The sequence below is a fragment of the Propionispira arboris genome, from assembly GCF_900109225.1.
In the GTDB taxonomy this organism is placed as follows: Bacteria; Bacillota; Negativicutes; order Selenomonadales; family Selenomonadaceae; genus Propionispira; species Propionispira arboris.
This window is the reverse complement of the sequence record NZ_FNZK01000011.1, coordinates 14,588-38,087: the sequence shown is the minus strand read 5'-3', so window position 1 is coordinate 38,087 and position 23,500 is coordinate 14,588. Positions and strand designations below refer to the sequence as shown.

Genomic DNA, 23,500 nt, shown 5'->3' with positions numbered 1-23,500 from the left:
AAAATTCATTACTCCATAAATATTTTATTGGTGGGCGATGACGGGATCGAACCGCCGACATCCTGCTTGTAAGGCAGGCGCTCTCCCAGCTGAGCTAATCGCCCGAAAATGGTGACGCGTATGGGATTCGAACCCATGAAACCGCCGTGAAAGGGCAGTGTCTTAACCGCTTGACCAACGCGCCATTTTGGCTCCTTGAGTAGGACTCGAACCTACGACCGATCGGTTAACAGCCGATTGCTCTACCAACTGAGCTATCAAGGAAGGAACATTAACTATTATAATGCAATTAAAATACAAATGCAAGCTTTTCTTATTTTTACATCTCTATCTTTGGCAAATTCTTGTCTATGAATCCCATTTAGTGGTACAATATTTGAATAAATCAATTTATAAAGGAGATTTATGATATGGATCCAAGAATAGAAACTCTGGCAAAAAATCTGATTCAGTACTCAACGAACTTACAAAAAGGCGAAAAGATATTAATTGAAGTTTTCGATAGTGGGAATCCCCTCGCCAAAGCTATCATAAAGGAAGTCTATAAAGTTGGCGGCATACCTTTTTTATCATGCAAAAACAATGAGCTCCAACGTGAACTGCTCATGCTTGCAAGCAAAGAACAAATGCAGTTGATTGCGCAATATGAATCCATGCGTATGCGCGAAATGGATGCTTATCTTGCGGTTCGTGCCAGTGATAATGTTAGTGAACTTGGTGATGTACCATCCGACAAGATGAGCCTTTATCAAACATACTGGTCAAGTCCTGTCCATAGTGAAATCCGCGTTCCACTTACAAAGTGGTGCGTAATGCGCTATCCAAACGGCCCCATGGCACAGCTTGCCAATATGAGCACCGAAGCATTTGAAGATTTTTATTTCAACGTTTGTAACCTGGATTATGCAAAAATGGATACGGCCATGACGCCACTGGTAAATTTAATGGAACGTTCCGACAAGGTACATATTGTTGGACCAGGAACGGATCTGGTGTTCTCGATAAAAAACATTGCAGCGATTAAATGTTCCGGCACGTGCAATATTCCGGATGGTGAAGTATATACTGCGCCAATTAAAAACAGCATCAATGGTACTTTGGCTTATAATACACCCGCTGTTTATCAGGGTGTTACGTATGAAAATATCAAACTTACCTTCAAAGATGGAAAAATCATTGAAGCGACGGCAAATCATACGGAACAAATCAATCAAATATTCGACACGGATGCTGGCGCTCGTTATGTCGGTGAATTCTCTTTCGGTTTAAACCCTTACATCATAACGCCAATGAAAGATACATTATTTGATGAAAAGATCCGTGGCAGTTTTCATTTTACACCAGGCAATGCATATGCTGAAGCTAATAATGGCAATAAATCTGCTATCCACTGGGATCTGGTCTGCATCCAGACACCAGAATACGGCGGCGGTGAAATTTATTTGGATGATGTCCTCGTACGTAAAGATGGCCGTTTTGTCTTAGAAGAATTACAAGGCCTAAACCCTGAAAATCTCAAATAATAGAAGAAGCAAAGGGCGATCTCAAAAAAATTGAGATCGCCCTTTTGTGTAAACAAAAATAGCAGCAAAAGACTTTGCTTATTTAATCAGTTCTTTTACAAAATTAGGTAATGCAAACGCCGCTTTTTGTAATTCTTCATTATAGTATTTTGTTTCAAGTTTTTGACGATTGCTTAAATCTACATCCTTGGATGCATATTTTTTTGAACCAATCGTAAAGCAATGCATACCACCTGGATAGATAGGAATATGCGCCAAATACATTTCATGAATTGGGAAAATATCTTTTATATCCTTACTCAAACGTCGGATGAGCGGCTGATGATAAAATGGCGATTCCGTCTGTTGCACAAATAAACCATCTGGTTTGAGTGCTTTATAGACATTTTGATAAAAAGCATGCGTAAACAGGCCTTCACCAGGACCGATTGGATCAGAACAATCTACAATAATTACATCGTATTCGTTTTCAGCCGCTGCCATATGTCCAATGCCATCACCGATTTTAAGATCCAATTTAGGGTTATTCTCCAACATTGCTTTGCTGATTTGCGGCAAATATTTTTTAGAAACTTCAACCACTAAACCATCGATTTCTACCATTTCAACTTTTTCTACCGTATCATGACGAACTACTTCGCGAACTGCACCACCATCGCCACCGCCGATAACCAAGACTTTTTTAGGATTTGGATGAATAAATAGCGGAATATGGGCAATCATTTCATGATAGACAAATTCTTCAGCAATACTAGTCTGAAAAACACCATCTAAAACCAGCATACGACCAAATTGATACGTATCAACAACGGCTACATCCTGAAATTCAGATTTCCCCGCAAATAAAGTTTCTTTAACCCTTGTTGTCAGACCTAAGTATTCGGTCTCATTTTCTGTACACCATAATTGCATAAAAACGACTCCTCTGTTTGTTAGTTTAATCGATAAAAATTTTATCGATTATCGTACATTTTTTTATAATAAGATTGATAGCCGCCACCTAAGATGCGTTCCCACCATTCTTTATTTTCTAAATACCACTGTACTGTTTTTTTAATTCCTGAAGAAAAATCTGTTGTTGGTTCCCAGCCAATTTCTTTTTTAATCTTGGATGGATCAATCGCATAACGACGATCATGCCCTTTGCGATCCGTAACAAATTCAATTAAATCTTCCGATTTGCCAATTTCACGCAAAATCGTTTTCACAACATCAAGATTTGTCTTTTCATTATGCCCACCGATATTGTATACTTCTCCAATTATACCATGCTGCAGAATTTGGTCAATCGCTGCACAATGATCTTCCACATAAAGCCAGTCTCGCACGTTTTCCCCTGTGCCATAAACCGGCAGTTTTTTATCGTTTAAAGCATTGGCAATCATCAAAGGTATCAATTTTTCGGGAAAATGATACGGTCCGTAATTATTCGAACAACGTGAAATCGTAACTGGAAGTTGATACGTACGATGGTAAGACTGCACTAAAAGATCCGCCGACGCTTTTGATGCAGAATAAGGACTCGATGTATGAAGCGGTGTGCTTTCTGTAAAAAACAAATCCGGTCGATCGAGTGGTAAATCGCCATATACTTCATCGGTCGATACTTGATGATAACGCTGAATACCATATTTTCGGCAGGCATCCAGCAAGACACTTGTCCCAATAATATTGGTCTGAAGAAAGATCTCCGGATTTTCAATAGACCGATCTACATGGCTTTCTGCCGCAAAATTGACTATCATATCTGGTTTTTCAGCTTCAAATAAACTATACACAAAATCTCGATCCGCAATATCACCTTTTACAAATTGAAAATTTCTCGATTTCATTACAGGTGCCAATGTTTCTAAATTCCCTGCATACGTAAGCAGATCCAGACAAATTATTTTATACTCTGGATGCTGTTTCATTATATAATGAATAAAATTACCGCCAATAAACCCTGCTCCACCGGTTACAATAAGTTTCATTTATTTATTCTCCCCATAAACAAAATTTAGATTCGTACGATCTTTTAAATAAGGTGCTTTTTGGTCTTTCTCAGACAAGATAAAATCGCCGTTTCCCCAGTCAACACCAATATCCGGATCATCATAGCGAATATTGCCATCACAATCAGGTGCATAATAATTGTCCGCTTTATACTGCACTTCCACATCATCCGTCAACGTAACAAAACCATGGGCAAAACCACGCGGAATATAAAGCTGCTTTTTATTTTCAGCCGATAATTCTACTGCAATCCATTTTTTATACATAGGTGAACCTTGACGAATGTCAACCGCTACGTCAAGGATAGTACCTTTTGTGCAGCGAATTATTTTCGACTGGCATTTGGGATTCAGCTGGTAATGAAGCCCCCTCAAGGTTCCTTTTTGCGCGGAAAAGGATTGGTTATCCTGCACAAAGTCGCAATGAATACCCGCCGCTGCCAAATCTCGTTTTGACCAACTTTCCATAAACCAGCCCCGATTATCACCAAATACTTTAGGTTCAATTATGTACACATCATTTAAGGTTGTTTCAATCACATTCATGTTTTTCACTCCTATTATTCCTTGATCAGCTGCAATAAATATTGACCATAGTCATTTTTTTTCAATGGTTCGGCGAGTCGAAGTACTTGCTCAGCATTGATATAGCCCATGCGATACGCAATTTCTTCGATACAAGCCACTTTCAATCCCTGTCGGCCTTCTATCGTCTGGACAAAAGAAGATGCCTGCAAAAGCGATTCATGTGTTCCCGTATCAAGCCAGGCATAACCGCGACGCATCGTTTCCACCTTCAGCTTTGCTTGATTTAGATAAACCTTATTCACATCGGTAATCTCAAGTTCCCCGCGTGGTGATGGTTTGATATTTTTTGCAATATCAATAATTTTATTATCGTAAAAATAAAGACCTGTAACCGCATAATTCGACTTAGGTTTTTCTGGTTTTTCCTCAAGGCTTACAGCCTTACCGTCTTTATCAAATTCAACTACACCATAACGCTGCGGATCTTTTACATAATAAGCAAACACCGTAGCTCCATCACTTTGAGCTGCTGCCCGCTGCATTGAAACAGCCAAATCAGCACCATAAAAAATGTTATCCCCCAAGACCAATGCACAGCCATCCTTGCCAATAAATTTCTCACCGATTAAAAAAGCCTGCGCCAAACCATCGGGACTTGGCTGCACTGCATATTCAATCTGTATCCCCCATTGGCTGCCATCTTGCAGCAATGCTTGAAAGAGCGGAGCATCCTGCGGTGTCGTAATAACCAATATTTCTTGGATACCCGCTAATAACAACGTACTTAAAGGATAATAAATCATCGGCTTATCATAAATTGGCATAAGCTGTTTACTTACTACTTTTGTTAATGGATACAATCTTGTACCAGAGCCGCCCGCAAGAATAATCCCTTTTTTTATCATAAAAAAACCTCCGCATTTCCTTTTATAAACAAAATATCTATTATATTATAACCTAAAACAAGAATTTTTTCTTGTTTTCAGCAAACAATCGAAAAAAATACCGTAAATTCAATCGTGAATTTACGGTATATCTTATCAAAATTCGACAAATTCATTGATTTCAGCTCCATATTTTATCATGGGCTGAACAAATTCATGTTCAATATTAAGAACAATGACTTGCGGTCTATCCACCAAAAAAGCCTTCTGCAACGCCTGCCTAAATTCCTCGGGTGTACTTACCGCTGCACCTTCAATACCAAAACTTTTCGCATATAAGACATAATCCATCGGATATGTCATATCACAGGCAATATAACGCTCGTTATATTGTACCTTTTGCAATTGTCGAATCATGCCTAAACTAGAATTATTGATGAGAATCGAAATAACCGGTAAGTTGAGTCTGGCAATCGTATAATATTCATTGCCCGTCATTTTTATACCGCCATCCCCCGCAATATGAATAAGTCGACGTGTTTTCCCAAAAGCCAGCTGTGCGCCAAGTGCTGCTGGCAGCCCAAAGCCCATTGTACCCAGACCGCCGGATGAAATCCACGTTCTTGGTTCTTGCAGCCGCAAATGTTGTGCCGCCCACATCTGATGCTGCCCAACATCCGTAGCAATCGCTATGTTTTTGTCTTTGCTCAACTGATTAATACAATCCATTGCCCAAGGAACATTAAGATAAGATCCATCATAATTGCGTTCGTATTTATCTTGCCAGCCTTGTAAAACACTCCACCAGCGATCCAGTGATCGCAATGGTTCGTATTGCATCAGTAGTGTCAATATTACTTTCATATTCCCCGCAAGCCCAATGCTGCTGGCAACATTTTTGTCAAGTTCTGCCGGATCAATATCAATATGAATAAAGTGCGTATTATGCGTGTATTTATCGCGGTTTCCCGTCTGGCGATCACCAAAACGACTCCCCACAGCAATGATGAGATCCGCCTCAGCAATCGCATTATTCGCCGTCTCTAAGCCATGCATTCCGGCAAATCCTAGTGACAAGCGATGATCATGTGGAAACGCACTGATTCCCATCAGGGTATTGGCTACGGGGAGATTGAATTTTTCAGCAAACAGACAAAGTTCACGACTAGCTCCAGCTGAAATGACGCCGCCTCCGGCTATAATTACAGGACGATTTGCTTTTTGAATCACTTCGGCGGCTTCGGCAACACAAATCAGAAAATCAGCGGCTGGCTTAGCAAATACCTTACTTGCTGACGGTGCTTCAAATATAGTCTCTGCAAAAAAAGATCACGTGGAACATCAACTAAGACCGGGCCCGGCCGCCCTGACTTGGCTGTCTGAAAAGCAAGCCGTAATGTAGAAATCAGCTTTTTAGGATCTTTCACCTTAAAATTATGCTTTGTGACGGACATTGTAACCCCAATGATATCCGTTTCTTGAAAAGCATCCCGACCTAATAAAGTCGTATCAACCTGCCCGGTAATAGCCACCAAGGGTATTGAATCCATAAATGCCGTCGCAATGCCCGTAACCAGATTCGTCGCCCCCGGTCCCGATGTCGCAATGCAGACCCCGACCTTGCCACTAGCACGAGCATAGCCATCTGCTGCATGAGCCGCACTTTGTTCATGCGTCGTTAAAATCTGCTGAATCCGCGTATCGTCATATAGGGCATCATACAAGGGTAAAATCATCCCGCCCGGATAACCAAAAACGATTTCTACCCCTTCTTCGACCAGACATTCAACAACGGCTTGTGCTCCCTTCATAAATCCACACCTCCAATCTATTTTCTGTATCACAATTTGAGTTTTCGGAAACTGCTGCGTTTTTATATCCTATCAAAAATGGCTTGTGTCATTTCTTCTGTATTCGCTTTTTTAAAACCATCACGATATAAATCCATTGTTCTATACCCATCCAGCAATGCTTTTTCGACAGCTTTTTCAATGGCCAAAGCTGCTGCTTCGGCAGCAAACGAATGTCTAAGCAGCATTGCTGCTGATAAGATCGTGCCGATAGGATTGGCAATACCACGTCCCGCAATATCCGGTGCTGATCCATGAATTGGTTCATAAAGGCTTGTACATTCACCGATACTTGCCGATGGCATCAAACCAATCGACCCGCCGAGCACAGCTGCTTCATCACTTAAAATATCACCAAATAAATTACCGGTAACAATTACATCAAACTCTGTCGGATGAATTGCGAGCTGCATTGCACAATTGTCTACATACATATCCTGCAGTTTAACATCAGGATAGCTTGCTGCTACCTTGGTCGCGGTGCGGCGCCATAGACGTGAAGTGGCTAAAACATTTGCTTTATCAACCGATGTTACTTTATTATTGCGTTTTTGGGCTGTTTCCATAGCAAGTTTCACAATGCGTTCAACTTCCGGCACACTATAATTTTCTAAATCCCACGCACGTTCAAAGCCGTCTTTCATTTCTGATTCACATTTGTCGCCAAAATAAATTCCGCCAATGAGTTCACGAACAATCATAATATCAATGCCACTGACAATTTCTTTTTTCAGCGGCGAATATTCCACTAAACAATCCATAACTTTTATCGGGCGCAGATTCGCATATAAGCCAAGGGACTTGCGTAACCCTAAAATAGCTTTTTCGGGACGAAGTGCCGGATCAACGTTATCCCAAACAGCACCGCCGACGGCACCAAATAAGACTGCATCGGCAGCTTTCGCCGCCAAAATAGTTTTTTCTGGCAGCGGGGTTCCGTATAAATCATAAGCAGTCCCGCCAGCGGCATGACTTTCAAAAGTTAAATCCAATTGAAATTTATCAGAAATCTTTTTCAAGACCAGCACCGCTGCATTGGTTATTTCTTCACCGATTCCATCACCGGGAATCACAACAATTTTTTTTGCCATATCATTTTTTCTCCTTGATATAGTTTATAAGCCCGCCTGCTTTCGCGATATCCTGAATAAATCCCGGCAGCGGCTGCGAATGAAACACATCGCCTGTACTCAAGTTTTCTATCGTACCCGTTGCAATATTCACCCGCAGCTTGTCGCCAGCTTTAATTTTGTCAACCGCATCGCCAATTTCCAGAAGAGGCAGCCCGATGTTAATGCCATTGCGATAAAAAATCCGAGCGAAATTTGCGGCAATAATGACTGGAATCCCTGATGCTTTGATTGCAACTGGAGCATGCTCTCTGGACGATCCACAGCCAAAATTTTTGCCGCCAACCATAATATCACCAGCTTGTACAGTTTGGGCAAACGTTTCATCAATATCAACCATACAATGACTGGCTAGTTCCTGGGGATCAAATGAATTTAAATATCGCGCCGGAATAATTACATCTGTATCTATATTGTCGCCATAGCGCCAAACTTTTCCTTCTATTTCCATTTTATTGAACCTCCTCTGGTGTGGCAATTCTGCCTAAAATTGCGCTTGCTGCCGCTACATGTGGACCAGCCAGATATACTTCGCTATCTACATGCCCCATACGGCCTCTAAAATTACGATTTGTTGTTGATACACAGCGTTCACCCGCCGCCAGGATCCCCATGTGTCCACCCATGCATGGGCCGCAGGTAGGTGTGCTCACAGCAGCTCCAGCATGAATGAATATTTCAATATAACCAAGCTTCATAGCATCGAGATATACCTGCTGACTTCCTGGAATAACAATGCATCGTACATCTTTATGTACTTGATGACCTTTCAGTATATCCGCTGCATTTTTCAAGTCTTCCAACCGTCCATTTGTACACGAACCAATTACCACCTGATCAATTTTAATTTCACCGATATCTGCAACCTGTTTTGTGTTTCCCGGCAAATGAGGGAAGGCTACAACTGGTTTCAGCCGGGAGAGATTGATTTCAACCGTTCGCACATACTGTGCATCTGCATCCGATACAACAATTTCATACGGTTTCGTTACCCGATCTTTGATGTATTCACGAGTTTTTTCATCGACGGGAAATATACCATTTTTCCCGCCCGCTTCAATTGCCATATTTGCAATCGTAAAACGATCGGCCATCGACAATGAACTGAGTCCTTCACCTGTGAATTCAAGAGCCTGGTACCTCGCTCCATCCACGCCGATCTTACCAATTAAGGTTAAAATAACATCTTTTCCATTAATCCCCTCCGGACGACGGCCCGTCAAGTTGACCTGAATCGTCTCTGGAACTTTAAACCAAGCTTCCCCCGTTGCCAAGGCCACACCAAGATCTGTAGTCCCCACACCAGTTGAAAAGCCGCCCAGAGCCCCATACGTACAAGTATGGGAATCTGCACCAATGGTAAGCATACCGGGTGCCACCAAACCCTTTTCCGGCAAAATAACATGTTCGATCCCCATACGACCTACTTCAAAATAATTTACGATCTTATGCTGCTTAGCAAACGTACGCACCGCCTTTGCGAGATCTGCCGTTTTTATATCTTTATTTGGTGTAAAATGATCCGGCACCAAAGCAATTTTCGTATTATCAAAAACCGGTTTGCCGATTTTTTCAAATTCTTTAATCGATGGCGGTGCTGTAATATCATTCGCCAAAACCATATCAAGCTTGCAATTAATTAATTGTCCTGGCACAACAGACTCGAGTCCAGCATGTTTTGCCAAGATTTTTTCAGTCATGTTCATTCCCATGTATGAAACCCTCCTAATAGCTTTTCTTAGAAAAACCGGCCTACACTCCCATACGATATGTAAGCGTAAGCCGATTCAAATTCAATTCCTGCATCGTCAAATTTTATAGCAAACAGAACTTAATCTTCTTTTTTATTATCCTTGAGCCAAGACATCATGCCACGTAATTTTGCACCAACTTGTTCAATCTGATGTTCTGCACCCTTACGTCTTTTTGCCAAGAATTCGGGACGATTGGCTTTATTTTCCAGCAGCCAGTTTTTAGCAAACACACCATCTTGGATTTCAGTCAATACTTTTTTCATTTCTTTCCGTGTTTCATCGGTAATGATACGAGGTCCAATCATATAATCGCCATATTCTGCTGTATCACTGATTGAATAACGCATGTTGGCCATTCCGCCTTCATACATAAGATCAACAATTAGTTTCATTTCATGGAAACATTCAAAATAAGCAATTTCTGGCTGGTAACCCGCTGCAACCAAAGTTTCAAAACCAGATGTGATAAGTTTTGTAACCCCGCCACAGAGAACAGCCTGTTCACCAAAAAGATCTGTTTCTGTTTCTTCTTGAAACGTCGTTTTAATAACCCCGGAACGTGTACCGCCGATACCGCGCGCATAGGCAAGAGCAATCTGCCAGGCATTGCCTGTAGCATCTTGATGGACAGCAAATATATTAGGAACACCGCCGCCTTCCGTAAATACGCGACGCACCAAATGACCAGGTCCTTTTGGCGCAACCATAAATACATCAACATTCGCTGGTGGAATGATTTGCTGGAAATGAATATTAAAACCATGCGCAAATGCCAAAGAACTGCCCGCTTTAAGATATGGAGCGATTTCAGCCTTATAGATATCAGCCTGCTTTTCATCTGGAAGCAAAATCATTGTAATATCAGCCTGTTTCACAGCTTCTGCTACTGTAAAAACTTTTAAGCCAGCAGCTTCTGCTTTAGCCTTTGATTTACTGCCTTCATAAAGACCTACAATAACATTTACACCACTATCTTTTAAGTTTAGTGCATGCGCATGTCCCTGGCTGCCATAACCGATAATTGCTACTGTTTTACCTGTCATGATATCCCAATTTGCGTCCTGATCATAATAAATTTTTGCCATAATACTCGCTCTCCTCACAATGTTCATAAATAGTATGTTCACCTCGTTCCAGACTAATCAGTCCGGTACGAATGACTTCAAGAATGCCATACGGTGACAACAGGCGCATAAATGCACTCACCTTTTCGTCATCGCCGGTAATCTCAAAAATAAGTGTTGTCGATTGTACATCAATGACATGCGCCCGAAAAAGTTCCGTTAATTTCAGAACATCCAAACGATTGCTGTCACTGGCTTGCACCTTGATTAAAGTCATTCCTCTATATACAGCTGAGCTAGCGTCTAAACGCTGTACAGCGACAACTTCCAATAACTTCTCCAACTGTTTGATCATCTGATTGACAATTGCTTCATCACCATGAACCACAACGGTTATGCGGGAAAAATCTGGAGATTGGGTAACACCAACTGACAAACTGTCGATATTAAATTCACGCCGTGAAAACATGCTGGCAACGCGCACTAACACACCTGGCTGATTTTGTACTAATACAGATAAAACATGCTTCATGTGTCACCCTCCCTCTCAAAAAAAGATAATAAAAAGCCCCTACCGGCACGTTTTACGTCATGCCAGCAGGGGCGGATATTCCGCGGTACCACCCTACATTATACTCAATGTCTCTAATAGACTTCCATTAACGCTGAAAAACGTTTGTGCCTCCTGTAAAAACAATCGACACAAAAGCTCCGGGGCGAAGTCAAGTATTCAAATCCTACCGATTTACAGCAACCATCGGCTCTCTGCAAGGAATTAAAAAATACTTTTTACCCTCTCATCACTGCTATTTTTCTATTGTACTACACATTTATGTGAAAATCAATGTGTAATATCGTAACCATGTATACATTATTACAGTATTTATAATATTTGTCAATCAATTTTTGTAACTTTTTATTTAATATATATACACACAAGAAAAAAACATACGTCACAAATGGAAAACAAGCTATACAGCAACGCTGTTCTTGTATAAAAAAACTGTAATGACAAGTCTCATTCAACTTGCCACTACAGTTTTTGTGTTAAATTTGTATTCTACTTTATTTTTAATAAAACTTTCATATTAATATTCGTTAAACATTTTTTGAATTTCAGCTAAATTTGAGGTTTTTGTTAAAGCAAGCGATAATAAAATGCGCGCTTTTTGTGGACTCAAAGAATCTCCATTTAAGAAATGTTCATCGATATAAGACTGTTCCGCATCAATTACTGTTCCATTGCCAACCCGTGAGCTGCGTACAACTACAATTCCTTTAGCGGTTGCTTTAGCCAAGGCGGCTTCCGCATTTTTATGGATGCTTCCATTGCCAGTCCCTGCATAAATAATACCTTTTGCCCCAGCTGCTACTGCTGCATCAACAAAGATACCATCATCATCGGCGTGTCCATAAATAACTTTTACGTAAGGAAGCTGCGATAGGTTTTTCGTCGTAAATTCACTGTCAGCGGTATGGCGACGCGTGCTTTCACGATAAAATTCTGGTTTACCATCATTAATATATCCCAAGAAACCAAGTTCTGGTGCCTTAAATGTGCTTACACTTGTTGTATTCGTTTTCGTCACATCACGTGCTCCGTTGATTTCGTCATTCATCGCTACTAAAACACCTTTACCAACAGCTGCTTTGTTTGCTGCAACGCGGACTGCATTCAATAGATTCATCGGACCATCGGCGCTGATTGCTGTTGCCGGACGCATCGAGCCAACTAAAACAACCGGCTTATTGCTTTTTACGGTCAAATTCAAGAAATATGCCGTTTCTTCTAAGGTGTCCGTACCATGTGTAATGACAATACCATCTACACTGTCATCAGCCAGCAATACATTGATTCGTTTCGCTAAGGTCAGCCAGATTTCATTTGTCATATCTTTACTATCAATACTACAGATTTGTTCACCTGAAACATTTGCGTACTGTTTGACTTCTGGTACGGCATTGATCAACACATCAATACCCAAAGCTCCCGCTTTATAGCCAGTTGTGGCTGTTGCTGAAGCAGCACTGCCGGCAATTGTACCACCAGTGGCCAATATTTTAATATTGGGCAATTTGTTTGCTGTTTCTGCTGCGAATCCACTCTGCACCCCCAAAACCATTACCAATAAGGCCATAAGAATAATACCTACACTTTTTTTCAACAAGAACACCCCTTTTATTTTTTATATCTTACACATTATATAGAACGAAGTAAAAAATTGCGCTCTGTTGGTCCATTTGTTAGCAGACAATCTTTTTCCGTTTTATATATTAAAACAATCCCAGCACTTTCATCCATGGCAAACCGATACATAACCAGACAAAAAGATGCAGTGTCGTTATGATAAAACCAATTCTCCACCATTGTCCTTGCGGCATATAATTTGAGCCAAAAAATATCGGTGTAACACCACAACCGTAATGCGTCAATAAAGAGCAGCTGTTTGCGAGTGCACCAAAAAGAATCAAGACACCAAGTACAGGAGCACCAGCGGCAACCAAAATTGTTGCAAAAGCACCAAACAAGGCCATAATATGGGCACTATTACTTGCCAGACCATAATGTACATACGTATAGACAATCGCCAAGACAACCAACATAAACAGCCATGATGTACCTTCCATTTGTTGACCAACTGTGCCAGCAAACCAAGTCATCAGACCGAGCTTTGATAAAAAAGCCGCCATATTGACTAAAACACCCATCCAAACTAATACATCCCATGCACCTTTTTGGTTTAGAACATCCGCCCAGTCAATGATCTTCGTAATAAGCATCGCTGAAAGACCTAACAGAGCCACAAACGCTGAGTCAATCCCATGAATGGAACTCGTTGCCCACAGAACTAAAGCACACAAGAAAATTCCGCAGAGCATTTTTTCCGCTAAACTCATTGAACCCATTTCTTCAAGTTCTTTTTTCGCCATAACTTTTGTTTCTGGCGTTTCTTTAAGTTCCGGATTGATCAGTTTATATAAAACCCATGGTGTCGCTACGGACAAAATCAATCCCGGAACGATACAAGCAGCAAACCATGCCAGCCAGCTGACATCAACGCCGAACATTTCTTTGGATAAAGTAACAACCAACACGTTATTCGATGCACCCGTTAAAAAAATACAAGCACTCGTAATAACGGCGCAATAGGAACTAAAAATCAGAAAAGCACCCGTTCTTTTATTTTTTTCCGAATCAGGTTCCGAGCCAATGGCTGAACAAATACTACGCACGATCGGATAAATAATACCGCCCCCACGTGCTGTATTGGAAGGTGTAAATGGTGCTACAATAAAATCAGCTACCGAAAGCACATATGCTACATTTAATGTGCTGCCACCGAAACGACTCAATAAAACATAAGCGATTCTTTTCCCAAGTCCTGTTTTAATGAACCCTTCGGCAAACATAAATGCCGATACAATAAGCCATATCGTTCCATTGCTAAAGCCAGCCAAAGCTTCAGATGGTGTCAATACACCAAGAACCACCAGCATTGTACAGGCGATAATGGATACAGCACCAATCGATAAAGGTTGGAGCACAAATCCCGCAATCGTTGCCACGAAAATAGCGAGTAAATGCCACGCTTGTGGTTTAACTCCGTTTGGAATTGGCAAAAACCAGATTAGAGCTCCAATCAAAACACATAAAAGACCTTTTCCTAAACTACCGCGCAAAAAACTTTTTTTGCGCTTTGACCAGCCGCCATCGTCCCAGTCTGGGACACCGACATTGCTTTCATTTTTCCAGCCATAATATTTCCCCCTAATAAATCTAAAGAATATAATACGATAATGTACAATCTCAATATACTAAGGGGTCTATAGAATCCGACAAAAAACTAAGTAAAAATTTTCTGACTATTTTTATATAATATCTTATCATTAGTAATAAATATGTATATTGATACATTTAATAAATATATTATATGCAAATAAGAAGCATAGCCACAAATTTCTATTTCATGCTATAATTGAGCTAATGATTTTTTCTTATATTATTTTATCATTGAGGTTATTTATGAAACAACATCGAAATCTAATACTTTTTGCATTAATGCTCTTGCTCGTTCCGCTTGCTGGTGAACCAAAGTTTCACCCATTTACAGGGGATCTTGCTTCTTTCCGTGTGAGTTTCGGCTCACCACTCTTTTTACTATTTTTGCTTTGGCTCCGTAATGTTCCTTTTGTTGTATCCGGTTTTTCTGTTGGGTTAGCTGTTACAATATTTCGAATTTTCCTTGATCTATGGACTACGACAATTTCATTTTCCACGAGTTTGGGGCTGCACGGACCGACATTTTTCTATTATTTGACGTATGCCGCTTGTTTTCATATTCCTAAATTTAATGCAGCACTCTACAACAAAGCGCTGCAAATTGCCGGTTGGTCAATTCTAGCCGAAATCGCCGCCAGCATTGCTGAACTTACTATGACAAGCATCTATGCCAGCAGCGATTTCAATATAACACTTTCGGTTCTGATCAAAATATCCGCGATTGCATTCTTACGCTGTTTCTTTATCTTAAGTTTTTTCTTCCTGACACAAATTTATCAGGCTGAAACGAGGGCTAACCAGGAACATCAACAAAAGCAGCACATGCTGCTTTTAATCTCCAATCTATATGAAGAAGTAATCCAACTGAATAAATCACAAAAGAATGCCGAAGCAGTTACCCGTAATTGTTATAAAATCTATGAAAATCTGCAGGATCAAGCTACGATAATCGACCCGCCAAAACTAGCCAGTGAAATTTTAAGCATTGCTGGTCAAGTCCACGAAATCAAAAAAGACAACCAGCGAATCTACGCAGGGCTCCGTCAGTTGACCAATAACCGTGAACTAAAAGATTATATGCCAACGACTGCACTTGTTGATCTCATTATAGAATCAAATCGCAAATATGCTAAGGCCTTGCAAAAAGAAATCACCTTCGCCAGTCACGTCGATCCGCAGCTCCCTGCCTTGCATGTGTATACAGTATTATCTTTGGTAAATAATTTAGTTGCAAATGCCGTAGAAGCAATCGAGAAATCTGGTACCATTGAGCTTCATTTTACCAAAATGGCTGATATGATAAAAATACAGATTTCGGACACTGGCATAGGTATTTCACCACAAAAGGTACCGTTACTCTTTAAACCTGGTTATACAACAAAATTCGACTCGATAGGCAATCCATCGACGGGAGTCGGTCTTGCTTATGTAAAACATCTCACGGAAGAACTGCATGGAAATATAATTGTAACGGTTGAAGATAAGACCTCTTTTCTCTTATCAATCCCTTTACTAAATTTGAAAGGATGATTCCCTTTTATGCGTTTTATGATTGTGGATGACGATGAAGTCATCCGTACGATGCTCTCAGACATCATTGAAGATTATGACCTTGGTGAAATTGCGGGCGAAGCTGACAACGGTTCGCTGATTGATACAGCTTTGCTGGAAAGGAAAAAAATCGATATATTAGTAATTGATATGCTCATGCCGATACGCGATGGTGTACAAACGGTAAAATCAATCAAAGCCGATTTTACAGGAAAGATCATCATGTTATCACAAGTTGAAAACAAAGAAATGATTGGCAATGCCTATAGTTTAGGTGTCGATTACTATATTACCAAACCAATCAACCGTAATGAAGTTGTTAGTGTCATCCGAGCGGTCAGTGAACACATGCAGCTTAAAAATCTTGTTCACAATATCGAAAAAAATCTTCATACGGCTTTACGATCCAATAATTCTGCCGAAATAGCTAATACGATAAGACATACGCCCCTGCCGCTGACCATTCGGCAAAAAGGCGAAATGATGTTAACAGAAATGGGTATTGGCGGCGAAAAAGGCTGTAAAGATCTTTTGGATATCCTGCAATTTTTACAAAAACAGGAACAGGAAACTCTACTGCAAAAAGATTTTCCCTCACTTAAAATTATATTCACCAAAATTGCCGAAGCAAAACTAGGCCAGGAAAATACGATTGAAATTCAGAAAGAATACAAAGCTTTGGAGCAACGTTTGCGCCGCACCATTTTTCAAGCTCTGGTTAATCTTGCCTCAATGGGCATCATTGATTATGCAAATCCAAAGTTCGAGGAATATGCTGCCAAATTTTTTGATTTTACGGAAGTACGTAAAATTATGCTGACTCTCGAAAGCAACGAAAAAGTAAATATGTCGCAGATTCATATCAATAGTAAAAAATTCATCAAAGTATTATTTATGGAAGCGAAAAAAGATTGATCCGCCACAAAAAGGCACACGATTTCAAACCAATAATTTGAGATCGTGTGCCTTTTATTTTATGCCCTATTTGTTATTTGTTAAATCTTCTCCATTACTGGCAATTACTTTTTTATACCAGTAAAAAGATTTTTTCTTCAAACGTTTCATATCCTTCAAGTCGTCTTCCGTACGATTCACATATATAAACCCATAACGTTTAACAAACCCCTGATGAGTACTAATAAGATCAATGGCCGACCACGGACAATATCCCAGCAGTTCTACGCCATCATCTATCGCGAGCTTAGCCTGCATGATATGTTTTTGCAAATATTCAATGCGATAATCATCGATGATTTCACCATTTTCATTGACTTCATCATACGCACCCAAACCATTTTCCGTAACAATAAGTGGTAAATGATAACGATCATAGATTTCTCTTAGTGTAATGCGGAAACCTTCTGGATCAACTTCCCAGCCAAACTGTGTTTTTTGTAAATGTTCATTTTTAGAGCCTGCATAAAAACCTTTCATGCCAATCGAAATCTGTTGATCGCCACTTTCATCATCCTCAAAAATTGCACTGCCATCGGCTACAGTAGCCGTCGCATAGTAATTAAAAGCAATAAAATCTGGTTTCGCATCCTTTAACGCCTCCATATCACCAGCTTCTATCGTTGGTGTAATTCCTGTTTTTTCCATAAAATTCCATGCAACCGTATTATAACGACCATAAACTGCCATGTCCAGATACAACCAATTGCGAATTGCCGAAAAGTTCTGCATAGCTAAGATATCTTCCGGTTTACAGGTTTTAGGGTACACATAGCTGATATTTGGTGCTGGACCGATTTTGGCATCAGCTACCATCTTATGCAGTAATTTCATTGTAAGTGCTTGGGCGATGAGCATATGATGATTTTGCTGATATAATATTTTTTGAACCTCCGCCGCACTTCCATTTACCGTGCCAATTGCAGCACCATGCAAGATCATCATGTTTTCCTCATTGATGGTCAGCCAATATTTTACACGCGTCCCAAATTCCTCAAATAACACTTTGGCATATTTTAAAAATGCATCAATTGTTTTACGATTTGACCATCCACCTTTTTTTCCAGTTCATACGGTAAATCAAAATGGTACATCGTAATCAACGGTTCAATCTTATATTTAAGACATTCATCAATCAACTTACTATAAAATTCAATACCTTTAGGATTGATTGCCCCATCACCGTCGGGAATAATTCTTGTCCAAGCAATCGAAAAACGATATGTTTTAAATCCCATTTCAGCCATCAAAGCTATATCTTCTTTGAAATGATGATAATGATCCGATGCCACTTTAAAATCTGGTGTTCCTGGCAAAACTGCCTTAACATCCTGCACGGACAAACCTTTATCATCTTCACTGTATGCTCCCTCAACCTGATAAGCCGAAGTAGAAGCACCCCATAGAAAATCTTGTTTAAATTGTTTCATAAACCAATCGCTCCCATCATTTTTTCTCTGCAATTGCAGTATAACAAATCAAATCTGACATCTCTACAAAATTAGAAAAGTTGATGTTTTGTTTCATCAATTTTACGAAAAAGTTTATATTTTCTGACATTTATATGTCAGATTACTGCAAATCGCTGTCGCAAAAACAAGGTATAGCTATGCTATAATAACAATATATATGGCATTAAACATTTTATATGGCACTCGTCAGGAATGGGGTGTAGGGTTGAGTGGCGTTACGTAGGAAGCAAACGATGCCCGATACCCAATTTTTGGCAGACTGATAGACTGGATATAATTTCTTTAATGCGTTCTATATAGCATGCTAACAGAAAGGAAAACTTTATGATTTTAGAACAACTGCAAAACGCGAAAAATTTCTCTGAATCAGAACAAACAATTATCCGCTATCTATTAAATGCACCGGAAACAATCCTCGATTTTTCGATCAAAGATTTGGCAAAAGTCAGTTATACAAGTCCCTCGACCGTGATACGACTCGTCAATAAACTGAACAATAAAAAAGGATTTTCGCATTTCAAGGCCACATTTTTTAACGAAATAAATTCCCTGGCAGCACACGCTACGCCAGCTACGGCAATCAATATCAATGAAACGAATTATTCGATTATCAATAAAGTTGCCAATCTGGAAATTGAAACAATCGAAAAGACTCGACTTTCCATCAACTATACAACCATTGCCAATGTATCAAAACTACTCAACAGTAGCACGCAGATTGAATTTTTTGGGTTTGATGATAACCTGCATCTCGTAAAAACTTATCTGTATCGCATGATGGCACTGGGTAAACAAGTATCCATCCATGATTCTGCCAATGCACAATATTACCAGGCAATCCAGTCATCAAGCAAAGCCGTTGCAATTATCATGTCACGTACCGGTGAAAATCGTCGTCTGGTCGAGATTGGAACCCACTTAAAAGAACGCCACACCCCCATAATCATGTTGACACCTTCTCATGACTCAACACTAGGACAACTGGCGACAGAATGGATCGAAATTCAAAGTGATGTACACCGGGAGTCCATTGGAAATATTGTTTATGACACCTGCTGCCAATACATCTTAAATGTTTTATGTGGTATTTTATATAGCAATAACTATGAAAACAACAAAAGCATCCTCCAAACCTATAAAAAAAATGTAAAACATATGCTGTTAAAATAAAATCGGCTGGCATATATATACCCTGAACTAAAAAACAGACCTGCATCTATAAAAAGATACAGGTCTGTACTCATTTTAAGTTTTATTCTTTACCAGCCAATTTTTTATAATTTTCATATCTTTCTTTGGCATCAGCAGCTGTCTTATCAAACAGTGCATCTGCAGTGTCAGGGAAAGCACGTTTTAGTGAAGAATAACGAACTTCACCAAGAATGAATTCTTTAAAGTCCGCGGTAGGTTCTTTCGAATCTAAAACAAACGGATTTTTATCAGAATCTTTTAACGCTGGATTGAATCTGTACATAGACCAGTACCCTGCTTCTACGGCACGTTTTGTTTCAAGATGGCTGTTACCCATACCCAAACGTAAACCATGATTGATACAAGGTGAATAAGCAATAATCAAAGAAGGTCCTTTATAAGCTTCTGCTTCAGCAATTGCTTTTAATGTTTGGTTTTTATCGGCACCCATAGCAATCTGAGCTACATAAACATAACCATAACTCATTGCCATCATACCAAGATCTTTTTTCTTTGTTTTTTTGCCAGTTGCCGCAAACTGAGCAATTGCTGCTGCTGGTGTTGATTTAGAAGATTGTCCGCCAGTATTGGAATAAACTTCGGTATCAAATACAAGCACATTCACATCTTCACCAGATGCCAGTACATGATCGAGTCCGCCGTAACCAATATCGTAAGCCCAGCCGTCACCACCAAAGATCCATTGGGAACGTTTCACAAAGAAATCTTTATTTTCATAAATACTATTTAATACAGCATTATCTGCTTTTTCAGCTTCGAGTAGTGCTGTAAGTTTATCAGCACGATCACGAGTGCCTTCACCTTCATGAATATTTGCAATCCAATCGGCAAAAGAAGCTTTGAGTTCTTCACTCATACCACCGGCTTCAACTGCTGTTTGAATATCGGTTGCTAACGTTTCGCGTACAGCATTTGCTCCTAAGAACATGCCAAATCCATATTCTGCATTATCTTCAAATAAAGAATTGGCCCATGCTGGTCCACGACCAAATTGGTTTGTCGTATATGGCATAGCTGGTGCCGATGCTCCCCAAATGGACGAACAACCGGTTGCATTCGCAATCATCATACGATCACCAAACAATTGTGTAACGAGTTTTGCATATGGTGTTTCACCACAACCCGCACAAGCGCCAGAGAATTCAAGTAAAGGTTTTTCAAACTGACTACCTTTTACCGTATTTTTATTCATTGGATTTTCTTTTGGTGCTACTTCATTGATTGCATATTCGAAAGATGCACCATTTGCTTCTTGTGTTGCTAAAGGTTTCATAACAAGAGCTTTTTCTTTAGCCGGACAAACCTGCGCACAATTTCCGCAGCCAGTACAATCAAGCGGTGATACCGTAATTGCATAATGCAGACCTTTCGCACCAGCAGCTGGTTTCGAAGTCATCACAGCTGGAGCAGCCTCTTTTTCAGCATCTGTCATGAGTGCTGGACGAATAACTGCATGTGGGCACACGAACGCACACTGGTTACATTGAATGCAGTTATCAACCTGCCATTCAGGAACATTGATTGCAATCCCACGTTTTTCATAGGCAGCCGTACCCGATGGGAATGTACCATCAGCAAGATCCGTGAAAGCACTAACTGCTAATTTATCGCCTTCTTGACGGTTCATCGGTTCAAGAATATCTTTAACAAAGGCTGGTACTGCCTTTTTCGTAGTAACTGGATCGACTGCATCTTTCCAGTTTGCCGGAATTTCGACTTTAACAACCGCTTCAATCCCTTTGTCAATTGCACCATTATTCATATCAACGATTTTTTGACCTTTTTTACCATAAGACGTTACGACAGCATCTTTCAAGTATTGAACTGCAGTTTCTTGTGGAATGATATTAGCCAATTTAAAGAATGCAGACTGCATTACCATATTGAAACGTCCACCCAGACCCAGGCTTTGCGCAATCGCTACGGCATTAACAATATAGAAACTAATGTTATTCTTCGCAATATAACGTTTCATTGCAGCTGGTAAATTATCATCTAATTCTTTGCCGGTCCAAATTGTATTGAGCAAGAATGTTCCATTTGGTTTTAAGCCAGCAAGAAGATCATATTTCATTACATAAGATTCCTGTGAACAGGAAATAAAATCTGCTTTATTGATAAGATATGGCGACGTAATTGCCGATTTACCAAATCTCAAATGCGACATCGTAATACCGCCTGATTTTTTGGAATCATAGGCAAAATACGCTTGTGCATACATATCGGTTTTATCACCAATGATCTTAATAGCGCTTTTATTTGCACCAACTGTACCATCGGAACCAAGACCCCAGAATTTACATGCCGTTGTCCCTTTTGGTGTCATATCAACATCTTTCGTGTAAGCTGGCAAGGATTTGAATGTTACATCATCTTCAATCCCAATTGTAAACCCGCGTTTTGGTTCAGCCAGTTTAAGGTTTTCATAAACAGCCAAAATCTGATCCGGCGTAATATCTTTACCACCGAGACCATAGCGACCACCAACAATAACCGGATGTTTATCTGTATTGTAAAAAGCAGCTTTTACATCAAGGTACAATGGATCACCAAGTGCCCCTAATTCTTTTGTTCTATCTAAAACAGCAATTTTTGTTACCGTGTCTGGAATATATTTAAAGAAATGATCAATCGAGAATGGTCTATAAAGATGTACAGTAAGCACCCCGACCTTTTCGCCATTGGCATTTAAATAATCAACAGCTTCTCTTGTCGTTTCACAGACAGAACCCATGGCAATAACAAGACGATCTGCATCTTTGGCACCATGATAATCAAACAAATGATGTTCACGACCCGTGATTTTTGCAAGATCTGCCATAGCCTGTTCGACAAGTTCTGGCAATGCATCATAATATTTGTTAACCGATTCACGTTCCTGGAAATAAATATCAGGATTTTGTGCAGTACCGCGAATTACCGGATGATCCGGATTGAGTGCATTATGTCTAAATTTCTTAACAGCATCCCAGTCCAGAATCTTGCCAAGATCAGCAAAATCAATGACTTCGATTTTTTGAATTTCATGTGACGTTCTGAAACCATCAAAGAAATTAACAAATGGGACTTTGCTTTTTATAGCTACTAAATGAGCTACAGCACTTAAATCCATAACCTGTTGGACACTGCTTTCAACGAGCATTGCACAGCCAGTTTGTCGCGCTGCCATAACATCTTGATGATCACCAAAAATATTTAAAGATGATGCTGCGAGTGCACGAGCACTTACATGAAATACTCCTGGCAAAAGTTCGCCTGCAATTTTATACATATTTGGAATCATCAGCAGCAGACCTTGTGATGCTGTATATGTTGTGGTCAAAGCTCCTGCCTGCAAAGAACCATGAACAGCTCCTGCTGCGCCTGCTTCTGATTGCAATTCGATAACTCTCACTTTTTGTCCAAACAAGTTTTTGATGCCTTTAGCTGCCATTTCATCAACATCTTCTGCCATTGGTGAAGACGGAGTGATTGGATAGATTGCAGCCACATCTGTAAATGCATAGGAAATATATGCAGCGGCGGCATTACCATCCATAGTTTTCATTTTTTTACTCATGTTTAAATAGCTCCCCTCATTTGATAAAATCTGTTTTACCGTACTTCTAACAAAAAAAGTACTCCCTCACATAAAATAATGTAATAAAATAGTGATGTAAGATATAGAAACTACATCACAATGTACAACCTGACAAAGTGTTAGAATGCTATGTATATTTATGAATACAATTTATATTTTATTCATATTCATTGAACTATATACACGTTCATTATACACCGTGATTATTTCAATGTAAATAATA

The 23,500-nt window shown here is 39.9% G+C and carries 16 protein-coding genes, 3 tRNA genes, 2 pseudogenes and 1 other annotated feature; of the genes and pseudogenes, 4 read left to right on the top strand and 17 right to left on the bottom strand.

All coding sequences use genetic code 11. From position 1 onward, the window contains the following. Window positions 1–28: 28 nt before the first annotated feature. From BMY14_RS11370 to BMY14_RS11360, 3 genes are all read right to left on the bottom strand, one after another. A tRNA-Val gene (locus BMY14_RS11370) sits at window positions 29–104 on the bottom strand. Window positions 105–109: 5 nt separating this feature from the next. Further along, a tRNA-Glu gene (locus BMY14_RS11365) sits at window positions 110–184 on the bottom strand. Between the two features lie 4 nt (window positions 185–188). Then, window positions 189–264: transfer RNA gene (locus BMY14_RS11360), tRNA-Asn, on the bottom strand. A gap of 146 nt (window positions 265–410) precedes the next feature. Here BMY14_RS11360 and BMY14_RS11355 point away from each other — a divergent pair. Further along, window positions 411–1,523 (top strand): aminopeptidase, encoded by a 1,113-nt coding sequence (locus BMY14_RS11355; protein WP_091831816.1) that lies wholly within the window; start codon window positions 411–413, stop codon window positions 1,521–1,523. 78 nt (window positions 1,524–1,601) lie between these two features. On the opposite strand, the gene speE is transcribed toward BMY14_RS11355, so the two are convergent. From speE to BMY14_RS11295, 12 genes and pseudogenes are all read right to left on the bottom strand, one after another. Continuing rightward, the gene (gene speE, locus BMY14_RS11350) at window positions 1,602–2,435 is read right to left on the bottom strand and encodes a polyamine aminopropyltransferase (RefSeq protein ID WP_091831814.1); all 834 of its coding nucleotides are present in this window, start codon (window positions 2,433–2,435) and stop codon (window positions 1,602–1,604) included. A 41-nt stretch (window positions 2,436–2,476) separates the two neighbouring features. After that, window positions 2,477–3,496, bottom strand: a complete 1,020-nt coding sequence (gene rfbB / locus BMY14_RS11345) for a dTDP-glucose 4,6-dehydratase (protein WP_091831812.1) — start codon at window positions 3,494–3,496, stop codon at window positions 2,477–2,479. Then, complete coding sequence (gene rfbC / locus BMY14_RS11340) at window positions 3,497–4,063, bottom strand: dTDP-4-dehydrorhamnose 3,5-epimerase (RefSeq protein WP_091831810.1); 567 nt, start codon at window positions 4,061–4,063, stop codon at window positions 3,497–3,499. Window positions 4,064–4,077: 14 nt separating this feature from the next. Further along, window positions 4,078–4,950: a glucose-1-phosphate thymidylyltransferase RfbA gene (gene rfbA / locus BMY14_RS11335; RefSeq protein WP_091831808.1), complete on the bottom strand. Its 873-nt coding sequence runs from the start codon at window positions 4,948–4,950 to the stop codon at window positions 4,078–4,080. 135 nt (window positions 4,951–5,085) lie between these two features. Further along, a pseudogene (ilvB, locus tag BMY14_RS11330) lies at window positions 5,086–6,740 on the bottom strand (biosynthetic-type acetolactate synthase large subunit). Window positions 6,741–6,802: 62 nt separating this feature from the next. Further along, window positions 6,803–7,870: a 3-isopropylmalate dehydrogenase gene (gene leuB / locus BMY14_RS11325; RefSeq protein ID WP_091831806.1), complete on the bottom strand. Its 1,068-nt coding sequence runs from the start codon at window positions 7,868–7,870 to the stop codon at window positions 6,803–6,805. A 1-nt stretch (window position 7,871) separates the two neighbouring features. Continuing rightward, the gene (locus tag BMY14_RS11320; protein WP_091831804.1) at window positions 7,872–8,360 is read right to left on the bottom strand and encodes a 3-isopropylmalate dehydratase small subunit; all 489 of its coding nucleotides are present in this window, start codon (window positions 8,358–8,360) and stop codon (window positions 7,872–7,874) included. Window position 8,361: 1 nt separating this feature from the next. Next, entirely contained in the window at window positions 8,362–9,621 is a 1,260-nt protein-coding gene (gene leuC, locus BMY14_RS11315) for a 3-isopropylmalate dehydratase large subunit (RefSeq protein ID WP_091831802.1), read from the bottom strand. Window positions 9,622–9,740: 119 nt separating this feature from the next. Continuing rightward, entirely contained in the window at window positions 9,741–10,748 is a 1,008-nt protein-coding gene (ilvC, locus tag BMY14_RS11310; protein ID WP_019554521.1) for a ketol-acid reductoisomerase, read from the bottom strand. After that, window positions 10,729–11,259 carry an acetolactate synthase small subunit gene (gene ilvN, locus BMY14_RS11305; RefSeq protein ID WP_019554522.1) on the bottom strand — a complete coding sequence of 177 codons (531 nt, stop codon included), beginning with the start codon at window positions 11,257–11,259 and terminating at the stop codon, window positions 10,729–10,731. Before ilvN ends, ilvC begins: the two co-directional genes overlap by 20 nt. A gap of 64 nt (window positions 11,260–11,323) precedes the next feature. After that, window positions 11,324–11,537, bottom strand: a binding site (T-box leader). A 278-nt stretch (window positions 11,538–11,815) separates the two neighbouring features. Beyond that, window positions 11,816–12,895 (bottom strand): type II asparaginase, encoded by a 1,080-nt coding sequence (locus BMY14_RS11300; protein WP_425438920.1) that lies wholly within the window; start codon window positions 12,893–12,895, stop codon window positions 11,816–11,818. 106 nt (window positions 12,896–13,001) lie between these two features. Next, on the bottom strand, window positions 13,002–14,408 hold the full coding sequence (locus tag BMY14_RS11295; RefSeq protein WP_091831800.1) for a DASS family sodium-coupled anion symporter: 1,407 nt from the start codon (window positions 14,406–14,408) through the stop codon (window positions 13,002–13,004). Between the two features lie 343 nt (window positions 14,409–14,751). On the opposite strand from BMY14_RS11295, the gene BMY14_RS11290 reads away from it, so the two are divergent. Next, on the top strand, window positions 14,752–16,038 hold the full coding sequence (locus BMY14_RS11290) for a sensor histidine kinase (protein ID WP_091831798.1): 1,287 nt from the start codon (window positions 14,752–14,754) through the stop codon (window positions 16,036–16,038). A 9-nt stretch (window positions 16,039–16,047) separates the two neighbouring features. Next, window positions 16,048–16,974, top strand: coding sequence for a response regulator (locus BMY14_RS11285; RefSeq protein ID WP_091831796.1), 927 nt, complete (start codon window positions 16,048–16,050; stop codon window positions 16,972–16,974). Between the two features lie 66 nt (window positions 16,975–17,040). On the opposite strand, the pseudogene BMY14_RS11280 reads toward BMY14_RS11285, so the two are convergent. Next, window positions 17,041–18,443, bottom strand: a pseudogene (locus BMY14_RS11280) (glycoside hydrolase family 1 protein). Between the two features lie 366 nt (window positions 18,444–18,809). Between BMY14_RS11280 and BMY14_RS11275 the strand changes: the two are divergent. After that, window positions 18,810–19,655, top strand: coding sequence for a MurR/RpiR family transcriptional regulator (locus BMY14_RS11275; protein ID WP_091831794.1), 846 nt, complete (start codon window positions 18,810–18,812; stop codon window positions 19,653–19,655). An 82-nt stretch (window positions 19,656–19,737) separates the two neighbouring features. Here the strand turns inward: BMY14_RS11275 and nifJ are convergent, their stop codons facing one another. Then, window positions 19,738–23,256, bottom strand: coding sequence for a pyruvate:ferredoxin (flavodoxin) oxidoreductase (gene nifJ, locus BMY14_RS11270; RefSeq protein WP_091831792.1), 3,519 nt, complete (start codon window positions 23,254–23,256; stop codon window positions 19,738–19,740). Between the last annotated feature and the right edge of the window lie 244 nt (window positions 23,257–23,500).